Raw genomic sequence first — 15,974 nt, forward strand, 5'->3', positions numbered from 1 at the left:
TTATAAAAATAGCCATTTATAGCACTGCCAGCTTGGTTGTTGGTGAATTTGTGTGCTGAATCTGTGATCTTCTGCTCAGTCAGTAATCAAATGTAATTTTATTTTCCTTGTTCATCTTTAGTCATTTTTTTTTAGCTTTTCCCTTGAAAAGTTTTTTGCTGCCCCCACTTACTTTCTCAACAACGAAATATTAGTTACAACAGAATTTGGAGAACACCATCATGGGTAGAATTATTGGTATCGATTTAGGAACCACTAACTCTTGTGTTGCAGTACTAGACGGCGATACCCCTAAAGTAATTGAGAACGCAGAAGGCGATCGTACAACACCGTCGATCATTGCGTTCACAGACGACGGCGAAACATTAGTAGGCCAGCCTGCTAAGCGCCAAGCAGTGACTAACCCTAAAAACACCGTTTTTGCTATTAAGCGTTTAATCGGTCGTCGTTTTACTGATGACGAAGTTCAACGTGATATCGAAATCATGCCATTCAACATTGTTAATGCTGACAATGGTGACGCATGGGTTGAAGCAAAAGGTGAGAAGAAAGCACCGCCACAAATCTCTGCAGAAGTTTTGAAAAAAATGAAGAAAACTGCAGAAGACTATTTAGGTGAAGCGGTAACTGAAGCAGTAATTACTGTTCCTGCTTATTTCAACGATTCACAGCGTCAAGCAACTAAAGATGCTGGTCGTATTGCGGGCTTAGACGTTAAACGTATTATTAACGAGCCAACTGCTGCAGCATTTGCTTACGGCGTTAACTCAGTTAAAGGCGACAACGTTGTTGCTGTATACGACTTAGGTGGTGGTACATTTGATATCTCTATCATTGAGATTGACGAAGTAGATGGCGAGAAAACCTTCGAAGTATTAGCAACCAACGGTGATACTCACCTAGGTGGTGAAGACTTTGATAACCGCTTAATCAACTACTTAGTAGAAGAGTTTAAGAAAGACCAAGGTTTTGATCTTAAGCAAGATCCATTAGCGATGCAGCGCCTAAAAGAAGCGGCTGAGAAAGCAAAATGTGAACTTTCTTCTGCACAGCAAACAGATGTAAACCTACCTTACATTACTGCTGATGCTTCTGGTCCTAAGCACCTTAACATCAAAGTAACTCGCGCTAAGCTTGAGTCTTTGGTTGAAGAACTAGTACAACGTTCTTTAGAGCCGTTACGCATTGCTCTACAAGATGCTGATCTTTCAGTTGGTGACATCAACGATGTAATTCTTGTTGGTGGTCAGACTCGTATGCCTCTAGTACAGAGCGCAGTAACAGAGTTCTTCGGTAAAGAGCCACGTAAAGACGTTAACCCTGATGAAGCAGTAGCCATGGGCGCAGCTATTCAAGGTGCGGTACTTTCTGGTGACAAAACTGACGTACTACTACTAGACGTTACTCCACTGTCTCTAGGTATTGAAACCATGGGCGGCGTGATGACTCGCGTTGTTGATAAGAATACTACCATCCCAACTAAGGGTTCACAGGTATTCTCTACCGCTGACGACAACCAAAGTGCTGTAACAGTTCATGTTATTCAAGGTGAGCGTAAGCGTGCTGCAGACAACAAATCTTTAGGTCAATTTAACCTAGAAGGTATTCGTCCTGCACAACGTGGCGTGCCACAAATTGAAGTAACCTTCGATTTGGATGCCGACGGTATCTTACACGTATCTGCTAAAGACAAAGATACGGCTAAAGAGCAGAAAATTACCATTCAAGCGTCTTCTGGTTTGTCTGACGACGAAATCAACAAGATGGTAAATGAAGCTGAAGCCAACGCTGAAGAAGACAAGAAGTTTGAAGAATTAGTTCAAGCTAAAAACCAAGCTGATGCACTTGTACACGGTACCCGTAAGCAAGTTGAAGAAGCTGGTGAAGCCCTTCCTGCTGAAGACAAAGAGAAAATTGACGCTGCAGTAACCGAGTTAGAAGCAGCGAGCAAAGGTGAAGATAAAGCTGAGATTGAAGCGAAAACTCAAGCCCTTATCGAAGCTTCTCAAAAGCTGATGGAAGTGGCTCAACAACAAGCCCAAGCTAATGCAGGCGAAGCTGATGCTGAGCAAGCTGCACCAGCTCAAGATGACGTTGTTGATGCTGAGTTCGAAGAAGTGAAAGACGACAAAAAATAATTTGTCTTAAACACTTTTAGTAAGTTAATAACGGGCGTTGTGAGAACAACGCCCGTACGTCTATCAAAGCCAATACTTTCAACGAGTTTCGTTGTAAGAAAGTAGAACACCCATTATGTCAAAACGCGATTATTATGAAGTTCTTGGTCTAGGCAAAGATGCCGGCGAGCGAGAAATTAAAAAAGCCTACAAACGTTTGGCGATGAAATTTCACCCCGATAGAACCAAGGGTGATAAAGCTTCTGAAGAAAAATTTAAAGAAGTAAAAGAAGCCTACGAGGTTCTGAATAACCCTCAGAAGAAAGAAGCTTACGATCATTACGGCCACGCAGGGGTTGATCCTAACCGCGGAGCCGGTGGTTTTGGTGGCGGACAGGGCGACTTTGGTGATGCGTTTGGCGACATCTTTGGTGATATCTTCGGCGGTGGACGTGGAGGCGGCGGTCGACGCCAACCTCAACGTGGTTCTGATCTTCGTTACAACCTAGAGTTGAGCTTAGAGCAAGCCGTTAAAGGCGTTAAAAAAGAAATTCGCGTTCCTACTTTAGTGCACTGTGAGCAGTGTAATGGTAGTGGCGCTAAAAAAGGCTCAACGCCAAAAACTTGTGGAACTTGTCATGGCCAAGGCCAAGTACAAATGCGCCAAGGGTTCTTTGCGGTTCAGCAAGCTTGTCCTACCTGTAAAGGTAAAGGTTCAATCATTTCAGACCCTTGTCATAAATGTCATGGCGAAGGTCGTTACGAGCGCGCTAAAACCTTATCGGTTAGCATTCCAGCTGGCGTAGATACTGGTGATCGTGTTCGCTTATCGGGTGAAGGTGAAGCTGGCGAGAGCGGGGCTCCTGCCGGTGATTTATATGTACAAGTACATGTAAAAGAACACCCAATCTTCAAACGTGAAGAAAACAATCTTTACTGTGAAGTGCCAATTAGCTTTACCTTAGCAGCATTAGGTGGCGAGATTGAAGTGCCTACCTTAGATGGTCGAGTGAGCTTAAAAGTGCCGAACGAAACCCAAACTGGCCGCATGTTTAGAATGCGCGGCAAAGGCGTTAAGTCAGTACGTGGCGGTCCAATTGGTGACTTAATCTGTAAAGTGATTGTTGAAACACCGATTAAGCTCAACGAAACTCAGAAGCAATTGCTTAAAGATTTCGAAGAAAGCTGTGGTGGTTCTGCTGGTAGCAAACATAAACCTAAAGCCGAAGGATTCTTCGACGGGGTTAAAAAGTTTTTTGATGACTTAACCAGTTAATCGATTAACTAAAGAAAAAGCGGCATTAGCCGCTTTTTTTATGCCTATTGGTTGGCGTATTGCACTGAGCGTAACCATATCAAAACCCAGTTTAGCTATGTTATTATTCGGTAAAACAATAGGGTAGCTAAATGATAAGCCTAGTATTGGGTGGTATTAGAAGCGGCAAAAGTTCGTGGGCCGAAAAGCAGTTTAGTTCGCTCAATAATAGCAAGCCGGTGTACATCGCTACAGCGATGGCCAGTGATACCGAAATGGCTCAGCGCATTCAGCACCATCAATCCTTAAGAAAAGCGGCTTTTGATACTCATGAGCTTGATTTTTCATCCGAGAACTTAAGTGATGTACTGAGCCAGTACGCCATGCAGAATAAACCTGTGCTGTTGGAATGCATGTCGACTTGGCTGGGTTGGTGGTTATGCACAGATAAAAGTCCGAATGATCAATTACAGGACATAAAGCTGCAAACCTCGATGTTGCTGGCTTGTCTTGAGCAGTTTTCTAGTGACTTAGTGATTGTGAGTAACGAAGTCGGCCTAGGTTTAGTTTCTGATAACCCCATGGCGAGAATGTTTGCTGATGAATTAGGGCGTTTAAATCAAGCTTTAGCTGCAAAAGCCCACAAGGTTGTATTAATTAGCGCTGGATTGCCGCTAATATTAAAGGATACGCAGGCCTAAAGGTTTGCTTAGAATGGAAGTCATACATGAATAAAACGCTAAAAACAGCAGTAGTCACCGTTTCGCTAGCAGCTTTACTGAGTTGCTCTGCTTCTCCAACGGGGCGTAAGCGAGTATTACTTTATGATGATTCGAAGATGAGTGCGTTAGGCGCTCAGTCTTTTGATGAAATTAAAAAGCAAGAAAAGATCTATAACGACAAAGCAACCAACGACTACGTAGCGTGTGTATCTAATGCAGTAACCGCAGAAATTCCTGGTCACTATGGTGATGAAGACTGGGAAGTGGTGGTATTTGATTCAGAACAAGTGAACGCATTTGCTTTGCCAGGAGCTCATATTGGTGTATATACCGGGTTGATCCAAGTGGCAGAAACACCGGATCAGCTGGCCACAGTAATTGGTCACGAAATTGCCCACGTATTGGCTGAACACAGCAATGAGCGATTATCACAAAACCAAATTGCCGGTATTGGCACCGCCGTGGCTGCTGTAGCCATTGGGGTGAGCGATGACGTTAAACACAAAGGCGCAGCCATGGCAGCTTTGGGCCTAGGTGTTCAATATGGCGTATTATTGCCTTATGGCCGAACTCAAGAAAGTGAAGCCGACGTAATGGGTTTAGACTTAATGGCTAGTGCAGGATTTGATCCGCAAGCCAGTGTGACCTTATGGCAGAACATGGCGAAAGCCGGTGGTGGTTCGATTCCCGAGTTTTTGTCTACCCACCCTTCAAATAAAACCCGTATCGCCGACTTAGAAGCACGAATGTCGCGTGCCACGCAATTAGAAAAGCAAGCTATCGCCCAGGGGAAAGTGCCCCAATGTAAACGCCCGGCAAGTTTTGATATAGACAGCGAAAAGTCAGATGCCGATAAAACTAGCAACGCAGAGTGATATTGAAAACATCTGCCTGGTTCAGCGGAAAAGCTGGCAGCATGTTTACTCACCGTACTTAGTAAAAAAAATGTTCAAGGTGTTGCCCTCCAGTTTGCACCAAAAGCTTTGGCAGCAACGAGTAAGCAATGACAATAACCAAGTGTGGGTGCTAAAAAACCCCCAACTAGAAGGGCTGTTAATGCTAGAGAAACAAGCTGACGAGATAGAGCTAGCCGCGCTATATCTTTTGCCTAAAACCATTGGTAAGGGGTGGGGGCGCGCAATGCTTAAACACGCTTGTCAGCAGGCGAATGTGAAGCAGTTACATTGTTGGGTGATGCAAGATAACGAGCATGCCGAGGGCTTTTACCGCCATTTAGGTTTTACCTTTGACGGAGAGCTTCGTAAAGTGGCGTTTTCTGGTAGTGACTTTGTGCAAAAAAAGGCGCATTTAGCCACTGATTCGCGGTTTTTCTAGCCACTTTATGTTAACCTTTTGGCTCTTTTTATTGATTAGATTTAAGAGTTGAAATGAGCGATAAATATCAAGGCGCAGCAGCGCAAGCAAGTTACGGTTACGGCCTTCAAATTGGCGAGCAAATTGAGCGCGCAGCATTCGACGGATTAGAGCTAAATGCCATGTTAGATGGTATTCGTGATGTGATGAGTGGTGCTCAACCACAACTTGACGAAGCAGTAATTGGTGCGGCTTTCCAAGAAATCACTAAAGATATCGAAGCTAAAAAAGCTGAGCAGCATAAAGAAGCAATGGCTGAAGGCGAAACTTTTCTAGCTGAAAACGGTTCACGTCCTGAAATCAACAAAACTGAAACGGGTCTTCAGTACGAAGTACTTGTTGAAGGCGAAGGCGAAACTCCAAGCGCTAGCAGCAAAGTACAAGTTCATTATGAAGGTACTTTAATTTCTGGTGAAGTATTTGATAGCTCAGTTCAGCGCGGCCAACCTGCAGAGTTCCCTGTGAACGGCGTAATTAAAGGCTGGACCGAAGCACTACAACGCATGAAAGTGGGTGACAAGTGGAAACTTTACATCCCTCAAGAGCTAGCATATGGCTCTCAAGGTGCTGGCGCGGCAATTCCTCCGTTTGCAGCATTGGTATTTGAAGTTGAGTTATTAGCTATTCTTGGCTAATAGCTAAAAACCTTCTTAAAGAACCGGCTATTGGCCGGTTTTTTTGTATAGAATGATCCACCTGAATTACTCTACATTTTTCAATACACTCTCAATGATTGATTGAGCGCTGCCATCTTTAAGCATTTGTTTAAATGCCTCATCGAGTTTTACTGCTAGTTCGGCATGATCTTTATGTACATAATGATAGAGCTTTAATTGGTCAACAGGTGGTTCAACTAAGCTAACACTGTTGAGCTTAAGCGCCTTTATACGCTTTAGGCCTAACTAACGCTCTTCTACTACTAGGTCTGCTCTATCTATACTCATAAATTTGAAGGCTGAATCTAAGTCTTAAAGTTGGTTAGTCTTGGGGAAATTTAAGGTGGCTATTTCAGCTGCCTTTAAGCTGCTGCGATAAGCAATGCTATAGGGTTTTAAGCTCTCATACCCTTCCACTATTAGTTCACTTAAACGAGTAAAAACCACATTCTCTGAGCTTAAGTAGCTGGTAGGAATTTGAATTAAATTGGCGTATTTAGTCTATAAATTGTCGATACGAAACATCTCCGCATCGTACACGCCGCTATTGGTTGCGTCCAAGGCGTTTGCGCTGGGTAATAACTCAAATACAACGCGTTCTCCCGCGCGGTAATATGCTTCAATTAATAAAGCTTGCCCCATTTCTGCGAGCGGCCCGCTAATCACTTGGGTTGTACGGTACGTTTTAGCGGATAGGGTGGGTGATAATATCAAGCAAAACAACAAATAGAATACAAGCTTCTTCATGTTTCTTAACTTGTTTTAATACAATTCGTAGATTGTAGAGACGAAAAACTAAATAGTCGAACACCTAAATAGCGGGTTATTTCCTTATGAATCGTTATGACTTGGGTCTTGTTCCTCAATCGAAAACACTGATAACTAGCGGTATAGCTTTATGTACTTTCACTATTCTTGTGCGCCAAAGTTGTGCGACGGTGGTCTAAGTTAGTGAATTCATTGAAAAAATCCAAGTACTACTTAAGGGGTATAAATAATTTTAAGTTGATGATTTATAGCGTTAAAAAAATGTGATCTAGATCTTGGCACGTGATTGGCTACCTACTAAGTATTAACACCTTATGATTACTTCAAACTAGGTACTTAGGAGCAGGGATGCAAAAATTAATCACCGTTAACTTACAACAAATTATTAAAACAACCATTGCTACAGCTGTGCTCTCGGCCAGTGTTATTGGCTTTACTCATGCTGAAGTGGGAGAGCCTGAAAAAGAAGATTTAAAATTTGGTTTTATTAAGTTAACCGACATGGCGCCGTTGGCGGTAGCTTATGAGAAAGGCTATTTCGAAGATGAAGGCCTTTATGTTCAGCTAGAAGCACAAGCGAACTGGAAGGTTTTGTTAGATAGGGTGATTACCGGTGAGCTAGATGGTGCTCATATGCTAGCGGGTCAACCACTAGGTGCAACCATTGGTTTTGGTACTAAAGCCGACATTATTACAGCCTTCAGCATGGATTTAAACGGTAACGCGATTACCGTATCAAACGATATCTGGGCGCAAATGAAACCACATGTGCCTCATGAAGGCGGCAAGCCCGTTCACCCGATTAAAGCCGATGCGCTAAAGCCGGTTGTTGATAGTTACATTGAGCAAGGTAAACCGTTCAATATGGGAATGGTATTTCCAGTGTCTACCCACAACTACGAATTACGTTATTGGTTAGCGGCTGGCGGTATTCACCCCGGTTACTATGCGCCACATAAAGGTGATACCTCAGGCAAAATTGACGCAGATGCCCTATTGTCGGTGACACCGCCACCGCAAATGCCATCTACTATGGAAGCCGGAACTATTTACGGTTACTGCGTGGGCGAACCTTGGAACCAACAAGCAGTATTTAAAGGCATTGGTGTACCGGTTGTTACCGATTACGAGATTTGGAAAAATAACCCAGAAAAAGTATTTGGGGTGAGCCAAGGCTGGGCTGATGAATACCCAAATACTCACATTCGGGTCGTTAAAGCGATGATTCGTGCCGCTAAGTGGTTAGACGAAGAGAATAATAAGAACCGCCCAGAAGCTGTGAAAATTTTGTCTAAAAGCCAATACGTGGGTGCCGATTACGACGTTATTGCTAACAGCATGACTGGTACTTTTGAGTACGAAAAAGGCGACAAACGTGAAGTGCCAGACTTTAACGTATTCTTCCGCTACAACGCGACTTACCCTTACTACAGCGATGCAATTTGGTATTTAACGCAAATGCGTCGTTGGGGACAAATTTCAGATAACAAACCAGATTCTTGGTACATGGATATTGCCAAAAAGGTTTACCGTCCAGACATTTACGCGACAGCGGCAAAAGAGCTGATTGCTGATGGTGTGATTGATGCCTCAGAATTTCCTAACTTCAAAACTGAGACCGGTTTTAAACCACCGCAAACACACTTCATTGACAATATTATATATGACGGTTCAAAACCAAATGCCTACTTAGATAAGTTCGACATTGGTTTGAAAAAAGACGACAAGATCTAAGCCATATCATTATTGAGAGCGGCCGGGCTTAGTGCCCGGCATCGAGATTCGCAAAAGGAGTTGTAGTGATGAAAGATAAATTAATTCACTCTCTAGAAACAGTAGGTTTGAGCCCTGTAGTACCCATGGTGCGTTTGGCCAGCGGTGAAAACCCAAAGCAGCAATTAAGTGAAATTTTTGAGCGTATTGGATTACCTATTCTGGCGATTGCTTTGTTCTTATTGCTTTGGAGTGTATCGGCAGCTAAGGTTCAAACCAGTCTAGGGACCTTACCTGGACCTTCGCAGGTGTGGCAGCAGTATCAGGGTTTGGTGGTTGAACACCAAGAAGAGCGGCTAAAAGAAGAGGCTTTTTATCAACGCCAAGAAGTGCGTAATGAAAAAAAATTAGCCAAGACCCCCGATGCTAAAATAAAGGTTCGTCCTTATACCGGAAAAGAAACCTTTTTTGACCAAATTCTTACCAGCTTATTTACCGTGTTTACCGGCTTTATATTAGCGAGCCTTATCGCCATTCCTATTGGTGTAGCATGCGGTTTAAACAAAAAGCTTTACGGGGCAATTAGCCCGATTATTCAAATATTAAAACCAGTATCACCGCTCGCTTGGTTGCCTATTGTGACCATGGTGGTGAGCGCGGTATATGTGAGTAACGACCCGATGTTTTCTAAGTCATTTGTTACCTCAGCTATCACCGTAACGCTATGTTCGTTATGGCCTACTTTAATCAATACGGCCACAGGTGTTGCCTCTATTGATAAAGATTGGTTAAACGTGGGCCGCGTAATTCAACTGCACTGGAGCAAGCAAGTCTTCAAAATTGCGATTCCAGCTTCGTTGCCAATGATATTCACTGGATTACGTATCTCCTTGGGTATTGGTTGGATGGTATTGATTGCCGCCGAAATGCTGGCACAAAACCCCGGTTTGGGTAAGTTTGTTTGGGATGAATTCCAAAATGGTAGCTCCAACTCTTTAGGCCGCATTATGGTGGCTGTAGTAGTGATTGGATTAATTGGTTATGTACTTGATTGGTTGATGGTAAGCCTGCAAAAAATAATCTCTCATTCAAGCCCAGAAAGTGCACGTTAGGATAAGGAAATAATTATGTCACAGTATTTACAAATCGATCATGTAAGCATTGATTTCCCCACCAAAAACGGGCCTTTTAGAGCACTAGATGGTGTAGATCTAAAAATAGCCAAGGGTGAGTTTGTATCGCTGATTGGCCACTCTGGTTGTGGTAAGTCGACGGTACTTAACATTGTGGCAGGGTTGTATAACGCCACTGAAGGCGGCGTTGTTTTGGAGGGGAAAGAAGTTTACCAACCTGGCCCCGACCGCGCGGTAGTGTTTCAAAACCACTCTTTATTACCTTGGTTAACCGCTTATCAAAATGTTGAGTTGGCGGTAAAAGAAGTCTTTAAAGGGCAAAAGTCTAAAGCTGAAATGAAAGAGTGGATTGACCACAATCTAGAGCTTGTGCATATGACTCATGCGAAAGACAAAAGACCAGATGAGATCTCTGGCGGTATGAAGCAGCGGGTTGGTATTGCACGGGCTTTAGCAATGCAACCTAAAGTGCTGTTAATGGATGAACCTTTTGGTGCCTTAGACGCCTTAACTCGGGCTCACCTGCAAGATTCTTTAATGGAGATCCAGCAAGAGCTTAACAACACCGTTATTATGATTACTCACGATGTAGATGAAGCCGTTTTGCTATCAGATAAAATCGTTATGATGACCAATGGACCCGCTGCCACCATTGGTGAAGTATTAGATGTAAAACTAGCACGTCCGCGCGATAGGGTGGCCTTAGCCGATGATGCTGAATATAACCATTACCGTTCACAAGTGCTTAAATTCTTGTATGAGCGCCAGCGTAATCCCGCTCAGGCGAGTGAAAAAGTTAAACCTAAATTGGTTAAATCAGGCGAGGCAGCGTAAGCATTGCTCGCATTTTAGATAATAAAAAGGCCACGTTAACAGTGGCCTTTTTGTTAATGGGGAGTCAAAGCTGGCAAGACTGCCTATAGCGTAATTCACTAGAAGATTATGTGTTTCTAGCCACTCTTCGCCTAACTCTTGGCTAAGCCTCGTTTTATATAGCTTGCTTTGTTATAGTCGAGCACAATCTCGGTATGAGTAGCGGTTTAAAAGGAGAATAGTTATGTCGCCAGTAAGAGTAGCGATTGTTGGATGTAATGGACGAATGGGCAAAAATTTACTGGAAGCAGTAAATGAAAGTTCAGCCACCACTTTAGGCGCCGCCACAGAGCGCCCAGGCTCTAGTTTAATTGGTGTTGATGCTGGTGAGTTGGCTGGTTTAGGTAAACTCGACATCGCTATTGTGGACAGTATTGAACAAGCTAAAGACAACATTGACGTTATCATCGATTTTACCGCACCCGTCGTGACACTCGCACACCTTGCTTGGGCCCGAGAAAATGGTAAGAAAATGGTTATTGGCACGACCGGTTTTAGTGATGAACAAAAACAAGAATTAGCTGAAGCCGCAGAAGATATCGCGATTATGTTTGCGCCTAACATGAGTGTTGGAGTGAATTTAGTATTTAAGCTGCTAGAAGTTGCTGCCAAAGTGATGGGTGATTACACCGATATTGAGATTATTGAAGGTCATCATCGCCATAAAGTTGATGCTCCTTCAGGGACAGCTCTAGGCATGGGCGAAGCGATTGCAGATACACTTGGCCGAGATTTAAAGAAAGTTGCAGTATATGGCCGAGAAGGTATTACCGGCGAGCGCGACAGAGAGACAATTGGGTTTGCGACTATTCGCGCTGGTGATTTAGTGGGTGAGCATACTGCCATGTTTGCCGATATTGGCGAACGTGTAGAAATAACCCATAAAGCCTCTAGCAGAATGACTTTTGCTAATGGTGCCGTAAGAGCGGCCGTTTGGTTACAAGATAAACCTAAGGGTTTGTTTAACATGCGAGACGTATTGGATTTAAACGACTAATTGATACTCGTTCTTCCGCTTATTAAATAACGCCGCTATGCGGCGTTTTTTATTTCTAACTTAATTTCACATAGTATTTTATTCGGCTAAACATCTTGAAAGCGTTATCAAGGGTTTTCATGAAATCGTTTTCAAGAATTATGTTCTTTGAGCAGTCTCACAAAGCCTATAAAAAACACTGCTATGTAACATTGTGTTACCCAAAGTTACGTTGTCGTCACAGTCCTTTTTTGCCCGAAATCCTACCTTATGTGCATCTCGTCCAATGGAAGGCGAGAGCAAAAAAATTTACACATAAAAACATTAATTTGCTGAATATCGGTTCAGTAATAGGAAAGGAAAGGCTGACATGGATATAAAAATTAGTAAGCTAGCAAGGCTTACCATGCCCGTTCTAGCAACAGCATTACTTGCAGCATGTGGAAGTGATGACGACACCACACCTGGTGGCGGTGGCGTTATTGATGGCTTGCACCCAGCAGGGGAAAACGAAGTTGTCATTTATTACAAGCGCGACGAAGCTCATGCCAAGGTTGATGAGTCTGCATATGAAGGTTGGGGCTTACACTTATGGAATGGTGAAGGCTGTACCAGCACAGATTTAGCAGGTATGGGAATTGCTGACGGTGGTACTGACTGGGCTTCGCCAATGATGGCTACCGGTATCAGTGAAACCTACGGTGCGTATTATGTACTAAAAGTAGACGCTGGCGCATCTGACCCACATGAGTGTATGAACTTCATTTTACATAGTGGTGATGATCGCGGCTTTGGCAGTAGCAACTTGAAGGTTGAGCTGACTAAATTAGACGCAGATAAAGGCATATTTGGTTTCCATGGAAGCAGCGAGCTATTCTATGCTCCAATCGCGGAACGTCCAGTTGCTATTGATGGTGCTAAAGCTCACTGGGTAGATGCTGGCACTATCGCTTGGGAATCTGCTGGTAGTGCAACTCAATTAGAGCTTCGCTATGACCCTGCAAATGGCATAGAGATGGATCCTGATACTAAAGAGGTAACAGGCGGTACTGCGGTTGCTTTATCAGCTGGAACCCTAACAGACGATGCTAAAGCACGTTTTCCTCACTTATCTGGTTTATCAGCAGCAGCCATTGAAGTAGATGATGTAACCCTTAAAGCTATTCTGAAAAGCCAAATCGTAGTAGTAGCTATGGACGCAGAAGGCGTTGCAACGGCAGCTACACAAGTTCAAAAACCAGGTGTAATTGACGAAGTATTCGTGAAAGGTGATGGTGGTGCATTAGCTGCTGAGCTTGGCGCGGTAGTTAGCGGTGATGACGTAAGCTTTAAAGTTTGGGCGCCTACGGCTCAAAGCGTTAAATTGTACATGTACAATGAAGACATGACTTCAGCTGGTGAAGCTGTGACGATGACTGAAGCTGCAAACGGTGTTTGGTCTGCGGACCAATCTGGTGTTGTGGGTAAATACTATCGTTACGAAGTAACCGTGTATCACCCAACGACGAAGAAAATTGAAACACGTATGGTTACAGACCCATACTCATTAGCACTTTCAACCAACTCATTGTATTCATTAGTTGTTGACTTAGATGCTACTGAGTTAAAACCTGCTGATTGGGACAATTATACTCGCCCAGAAATGGCTGAAGATGTTGACCATGTATTGTACGAGTCTCATTTACGCGACTTTAGTGTAAGCGATACCCAAGGTACTGCCGCTAATAACGGCAAATACTTAGCGTTAACCGAATCTGAACGTGAATCAGTGACTCACCTACAAGCGCTTAAAGATGCCGGATTAACAACCTTACATATTCTTCCTGCTTTCGATATAGCAACTGTTGATGAAGAAAATGCCATCGACATCGATGCGCCATTAGCTGATCTATGTGCAGCGATTGAGAAAACAGATGACTACTGCGCAAGCGCTTCCGGCACTATTGAAGCCAAGTTAGAAAGCTTTGACCCTGCTACTGGTGACGCGCAATCGTTAATGAACGACCTACGTGGCCTTGATAGCTTTAACTGGGGCTACGACCCGTTCCATTACACCGTTCCTGAAGGAAGTTACGCTTCTGATGCTGAAGGCACTACCCGTATCTTAGAGTTCCGTGAAATGGTTAGAGCCACTCATGGCATGGGTCTTAAAATTGTTATGGATGTTGTATATAACCATACCAATGCTTCTGGCGTTAATGACAAGTCTGTTTTAGATAAAATTGTCCCAGGATACTACCACCGTCGTGACGCAAACACCGGTGGAGTGGAGCAGTCAACTTGTTGTGATAACACCGCTACTGAAAACCTAATGATGGGTAAACTGATGACCGATTCATTAGTTACTTGGTCAGAGGCTTACAAAGTAGATGGTTTCCGCTTTGATTTAATGGGGCACCAACCAAAAGATTTGATGGTTGATTCTCTAGAAGCTGTTCGCGCAGTAGACCCAGATACATTGTTCTACGGCGAAGGTTGGGATTTTGGTGAAGTAGCCAATAACGCTCGTTTTGAACAAGCTACACAGTGGAACATGGCTGGTACTGAGATTGGTACTTTCTCTGACCGTTTACGTGATGCTGTTCGTGGTGGTAGCCCATTTGATAGCGGTGAAGGTATTCGTAAAACTCAAGGTTTTGGTAATGCTGATACGCTAAACGAGCTTATTACAGATGAGGATAGCTACCGTACAGAAGCGCTTCATAACCAAGACTTAATTCGTGTTGGTATGGCCGGTAACTTACAGAACTTTGTAATTCTTGACTCTGAAGGTAAAACCAAACGAGGCCAAGATGTTAACTACAATGGCGCGAAAGCGGGTTACACCTTAAATCCATCTGAAAATATTTCTTATGTATCTAAGCACGATAACCAGACTTTGTGGGATAACAACGCTTATAAAGCTACAACAGGCACAACTGCTGCTGACCGTTCACGTATGCAAACAGTGAGCTTGTCTACAGTAATGTTTGGTCAAGGTATTCCGTTTGTTCACATGGGTTCTGAATTGTTACGTTCTAAGTCTATGCAACGAGATAGCTATGATTCAGGTGATTGGTTTAACCGCGTAAGATTCGATGGTTCAGACAATAACTGGAACGTTGGTTTACCTCGAGCGGATAAAGACGGCGATAACTGGGACCTTATCAAAACCATCATTGCTGATGAATCAACAATGCCTGCTACTGCAGATATTGAGTTAGCTAAACAGCAGTTCCTAGAGATGCTTACCATTCGCTCTAGCAGTGACTTGTTCCGCCTAACTACTGCTGAGGAAGTACAAGCTCGTGTTGACTTCCGCAACGTAGGTGAAGAACAGGTTCAGAGCTTGATTGTTATGTCTATCGACAACGGCACTGGTGCTGGCGCTGATTTAGACGAAAACAATGACGCTATTGTTGTTGTTCTAAATGCTACTGATGCAGAGCAAGACTTTGTTATCGAAGGAGCTGCAGGGTTTGAACTTCACGACGTTCAGCAATCTTCTGCTGACTCTGTAGTGCAAACAGCCAGCTTTGCTGGTGCTACGTTTACAGTACCTGCTCGTACTACAGCGGTATTTGTGCAGCCAAGAGATGGAGCTCGTGGTACAGGTCTTCCAGTCGATACGTCGAACAAAGACCTAAGTGCTATCCCACCACTTGGTGATACACAAATCTTTATTCGAGGCGTTAATACTTGGAACCCTGAAGACGAATTAGTTTTCACTAAAGATGGCCAGTATGAGTTTACAACTACTTTAGAAGCTGGAACGTATAGCTTTAAAGTAGGCGATGCTGACTGGGCCGATGTTAACTATGGTGCTTCTGAAGGTGAGCTTGTATTAGGCACAGCGAAAGCGCTTGAGTACAATGCTGGCGATTTAAGCTTCGCGATTGATGCAAAATCAGTTGTTAAGTTTGTTACTGACTTCTCAACGGTTGATGCGCCTACTATTGCTGTTACTGCTGAAGAGGTGGCAAGCTGTGGTTTGTTAGATGACAGCGCTGATGCAGGTCCTTTAGCTAATCAACTTGCTGTTCGTGGTAGCCACTCTGATTGGGCTTGGAATGCAAGTTATGCTTTAAGTTATAAAGGCAACAATACTTACCAAGTATCTTTAGGTGCTGGTAGCTATGAGTTTAAGCTTGCTGCGGATAGTGAAAGTTGGGATCCTCAGATGATTGCTTATGCTGATGATGCTCGTGTCGAAAATCTTGTAATGAACGTAGATTACCAAGCGTGGGCTCGAGTTGGCGATAGCGCAATTGGTGACCCAGGTAATAACAAGATTACATTAGCTGGCGATAGCGTTCTTACACTGACTGTAAACGGTGAGTTAAGCGACAACGTAGATAACGGTACTATTAGCATTTGTGAAGTTGAATAACTAGTCGGTATTTGCTAA

12 protein-coding genes are annotated in these 15,974 nt (G+C 43.6%); 11 read left to right on the forward strand and 1 reads right to left on the reverse strand.

Features of this window, described 5'->3' with window-relative positions; all coding sequences use genetic code 11:
- Positions 1-221: 221 nt before the first annotated feature.
- From dnaK to ACLD71_RS11910, 6 genes are all read left to right on the forward strand, one after another.
- Positions 222-2,138, forward strand: coding sequence for a molecular chaperone DnaK (gene dnaK, locus ACLD71_RS11885; RefSeq protein WP_137675251.1), 1,917 nt, complete (start codon positions 222-224; stop codon positions 2,136-2,138).
- A gap of 115 nt (positions 2,139-2,253) precedes the next feature.
- Positions 2,254-3,393 carry a molecular chaperone DnaJ gene (dnaJ, locus tag ACLD71_RS11890; protein ID WP_137675250.1) on the forward strand — a complete coding sequence of 380 codons (1,140 nt, stop codon included), beginning with the start codon at positions 2,254-2,256 and terminating at the stop codon, positions 3,391-3,393.
- Positions 3,394-3,524: 131 nt separating this feature from the next.
- The gene (gene cobU, locus ACLD71_RS11895) at positions 3,525-4,073 is read left to right on the forward strand and encodes a bifunctional adenosylcobinamide kinase/adenosylcobinamide-phosphate guanylyltransferase (RefSeq protein WP_411990843.1); all 549 of its coding nucleotides are present in this window, start codon (positions 3,525-3,527) and stop codon (positions 4,071-4,073) included.
- 26 nt (positions 4,074-4,099) lie between these two features.
- Positions 4,100-4,969 carry a M48 family metallopeptidase gene (locus ACLD71_RS11900; RefSeq protein ID WP_411990844.1) on the forward strand — a complete coding sequence of 290 codons (870 nt, stop codon included), beginning with the start codon at positions 4,100-4,102 and terminating at the stop codon, positions 4,967-4,969.
- A gap of 70 nt (positions 4,970-5,039) precedes the next feature.
- Positions 5,040-5,429: a GNAT family N-acetyltransferase gene (locus ACLD71_RS11905; protein ID WP_411990845.1), complete on the forward strand. Its 390-nt coding sequence runs from the start codon at positions 5,040-5,042 to the stop codon at positions 5,427-5,429.
- 53 nt (positions 5,430-5,482) lie between these two features.
- The gene (locus ACLD71_RS11910) at positions 5,483-6,103 is read left to right on the forward strand and encodes an FKBP-type peptidyl-prolyl cis-trans isomerase (protein WP_137675246.1); all 621 of its coding nucleotides are present in this window, start codon (positions 5,483-5,485) and stop codon (positions 6,101-6,103) included.
- Between the two features lie 522 nt (positions 6,104-6,625).
- Here the strand turns inward: ACLD71_RS11910 and ACLD71_RS11915 are convergent.
- Positions 6,626-6,871 carry a hypothetical protein gene (locus ACLD71_RS11915; RefSeq protein WP_411990846.1) on the reverse strand — a complete coding sequence of 82 codons (246 nt, stop codon included), beginning with the start codon at positions 6,869-6,871 and terminating at the stop codon, positions 6,626-6,628.
- Positions 6,872-7,240: 369 nt separating this feature from the next.
- On the opposite strand from ACLD71_RS11915, the gene ACLD71_RS11920 reads away from it, so the two are divergent.
- From ACLD71_RS11920 to pulA, 5 genes are all read left to right on the forward strand, one after another.
- A complete protein-coding gene (locus ACLD71_RS11920) occupies positions 7,241-8,626 on the forward strand; it encodes a CmpA/NrtA family ABC transporter substrate-binding protein (RefSeq protein WP_411990847.1) in 1,386 nt (461 codons plus the stop codon).
- Between the two features lie 68 nt (positions 8,627-8,694).
- Complete coding sequence (locus ACLD71_RS11925) at positions 8,695-9,717, forward strand: ABC transporter permease (protein WP_411990848.1); 1,023 nt, start codon at positions 8,695-8,697, stop codon at positions 9,715-9,717.
- Positions 9,718-9,732: 15 nt separating this feature from the next.
- Positions 9,733-10,572: an ABC transporter ATP-binding protein gene (locus ACLD71_RS11930; RefSeq protein WP_411990849.1), complete on the forward strand. Its 840-nt coding sequence runs from the start codon at positions 9,733-9,735 to the stop codon at positions 10,570-10,572.
- 223 nt (positions 10,573-10,795) lie between these two features.
- Positions 10,796-11,608, forward strand: a complete 813-nt coding sequence (gene dapB / locus ACLD71_RS11935) for a 4-hydroxy-tetrahydrodipicolinate reductase (RefSeq protein ID WP_411990850.1) — start codon at positions 10,796-10,798, stop codon at positions 11,606-11,608.
- A 349-nt stretch (positions 11,609-11,957) separates the two neighbouring features.
- The gene (pulA, locus tag ACLD71_RS11940; protein WP_411990851.1) at positions 11,958-15,956 is read left to right on the forward strand and encodes a pullulanase-type alpha-1,6-glucosidase; all 3,999 of its coding nucleotides are present in this window, start codon (positions 11,958-11,960) and stop codon (positions 15,954-15,956) included.
- Positions 15,957-15,974: the final 18 nt, after the last annotated feature.

It is taken from the genome of Agarivorans sp. DSG3-1, assembly GCF_046774965.1.
GTDB lineage: Bacteria > Pseudomonadota > Gammaproteobacteria > Enterobacterales > Celerinatantimonadaceae > Agarivorans.

What these genes read in the sequence shown, in the direction of transcription:
- ACLD71_RS11925 (WP_411990848.1), top strand. Translation starts at nt 8,695, where the DNA reads ATGAAAGATAAATTAATTCACTCTCTAGAAACAGTAGGTTTGAGCCCT.
- pulA (WP_411990851.1), top strand. Translation starts at nt 11,958, where the DNA reads ATGGATATAAAAATTAGTAAGCTAGCAAGGCTTACCATGCCCGTTCTA.
- dnaK (WP_137675251.1), top strand. Translation starts at nt 222, where the DNA reads ATGGGTAGAATTATTGGTATCGATTTAGGAACCACTAACTCTTGTGTT.
- ACLD71_RS11915 (WP_411990846.1), bottom strand. Translation starts at nt 6,871, where the DNA reads ATGAAGAAGCTTGTATTCTATTTGTTGTTTTGCTTGATATTATCACCC.
- ACLD71_RS11910 (WP_137675246.1), top strand. Translation starts at nt 5,483, where the DNA reads ATGAGCGATAAATATCAAGGCGCAGCAGCGCAAGCAAGTTACGGTTAC.
- ACLD71_RS11920 (WP_411990847.1), top strand. Translation starts at nt 7,241, where the DNA reads ATGCAAAAATTAATCACCGTTAACTTACAACAAATTATTAAAACAACC.
- ACLD71_RS11900 (WP_411990844.1), top strand. Translation starts at nt 4,100, where the DNA reads ATGAATAAAACGCTAAAAACAGCAGTAGTCACCGTTTCGCTAGCAGCT.
- ACLD71_RS11930 (WP_411990849.1), top strand. Translation starts at nt 9,733, where the DNA reads ATGTCACAGTATTTACAAATCGATCATGTAAGCATTGATTTCCCCACC.
- ACLD71_RS11905 (WP_411990845.1), top strand. Translation starts at nt 5,040, where the DNA reads ATGTTCAAGGTGTTGCCCTCCAGTTTGCACCAAAAGCTTTGGCAGCAA.
- cobU (WP_411990843.1), top strand. Translation starts at nt 3,525, where the DNA reads ATGATAAGCCTAGTATTGGGTGGTATTAGAAGCGGCAAAAGTTCGTGG.
- dnaJ (WP_137675250.1), top strand. Translation starts at nt 2,254, where the DNA reads ATGTCAAAACGCGATTATTATGAAGTTCTTGGTCTAGGCAAAGATGCC.
- dapB (WP_411990850.1), top strand. Translation starts at nt 10,796, where the DNA reads ATGTCGCCAGTAAGAGTAGCGATTGTTGGATGTAATGGACGAATGGGC.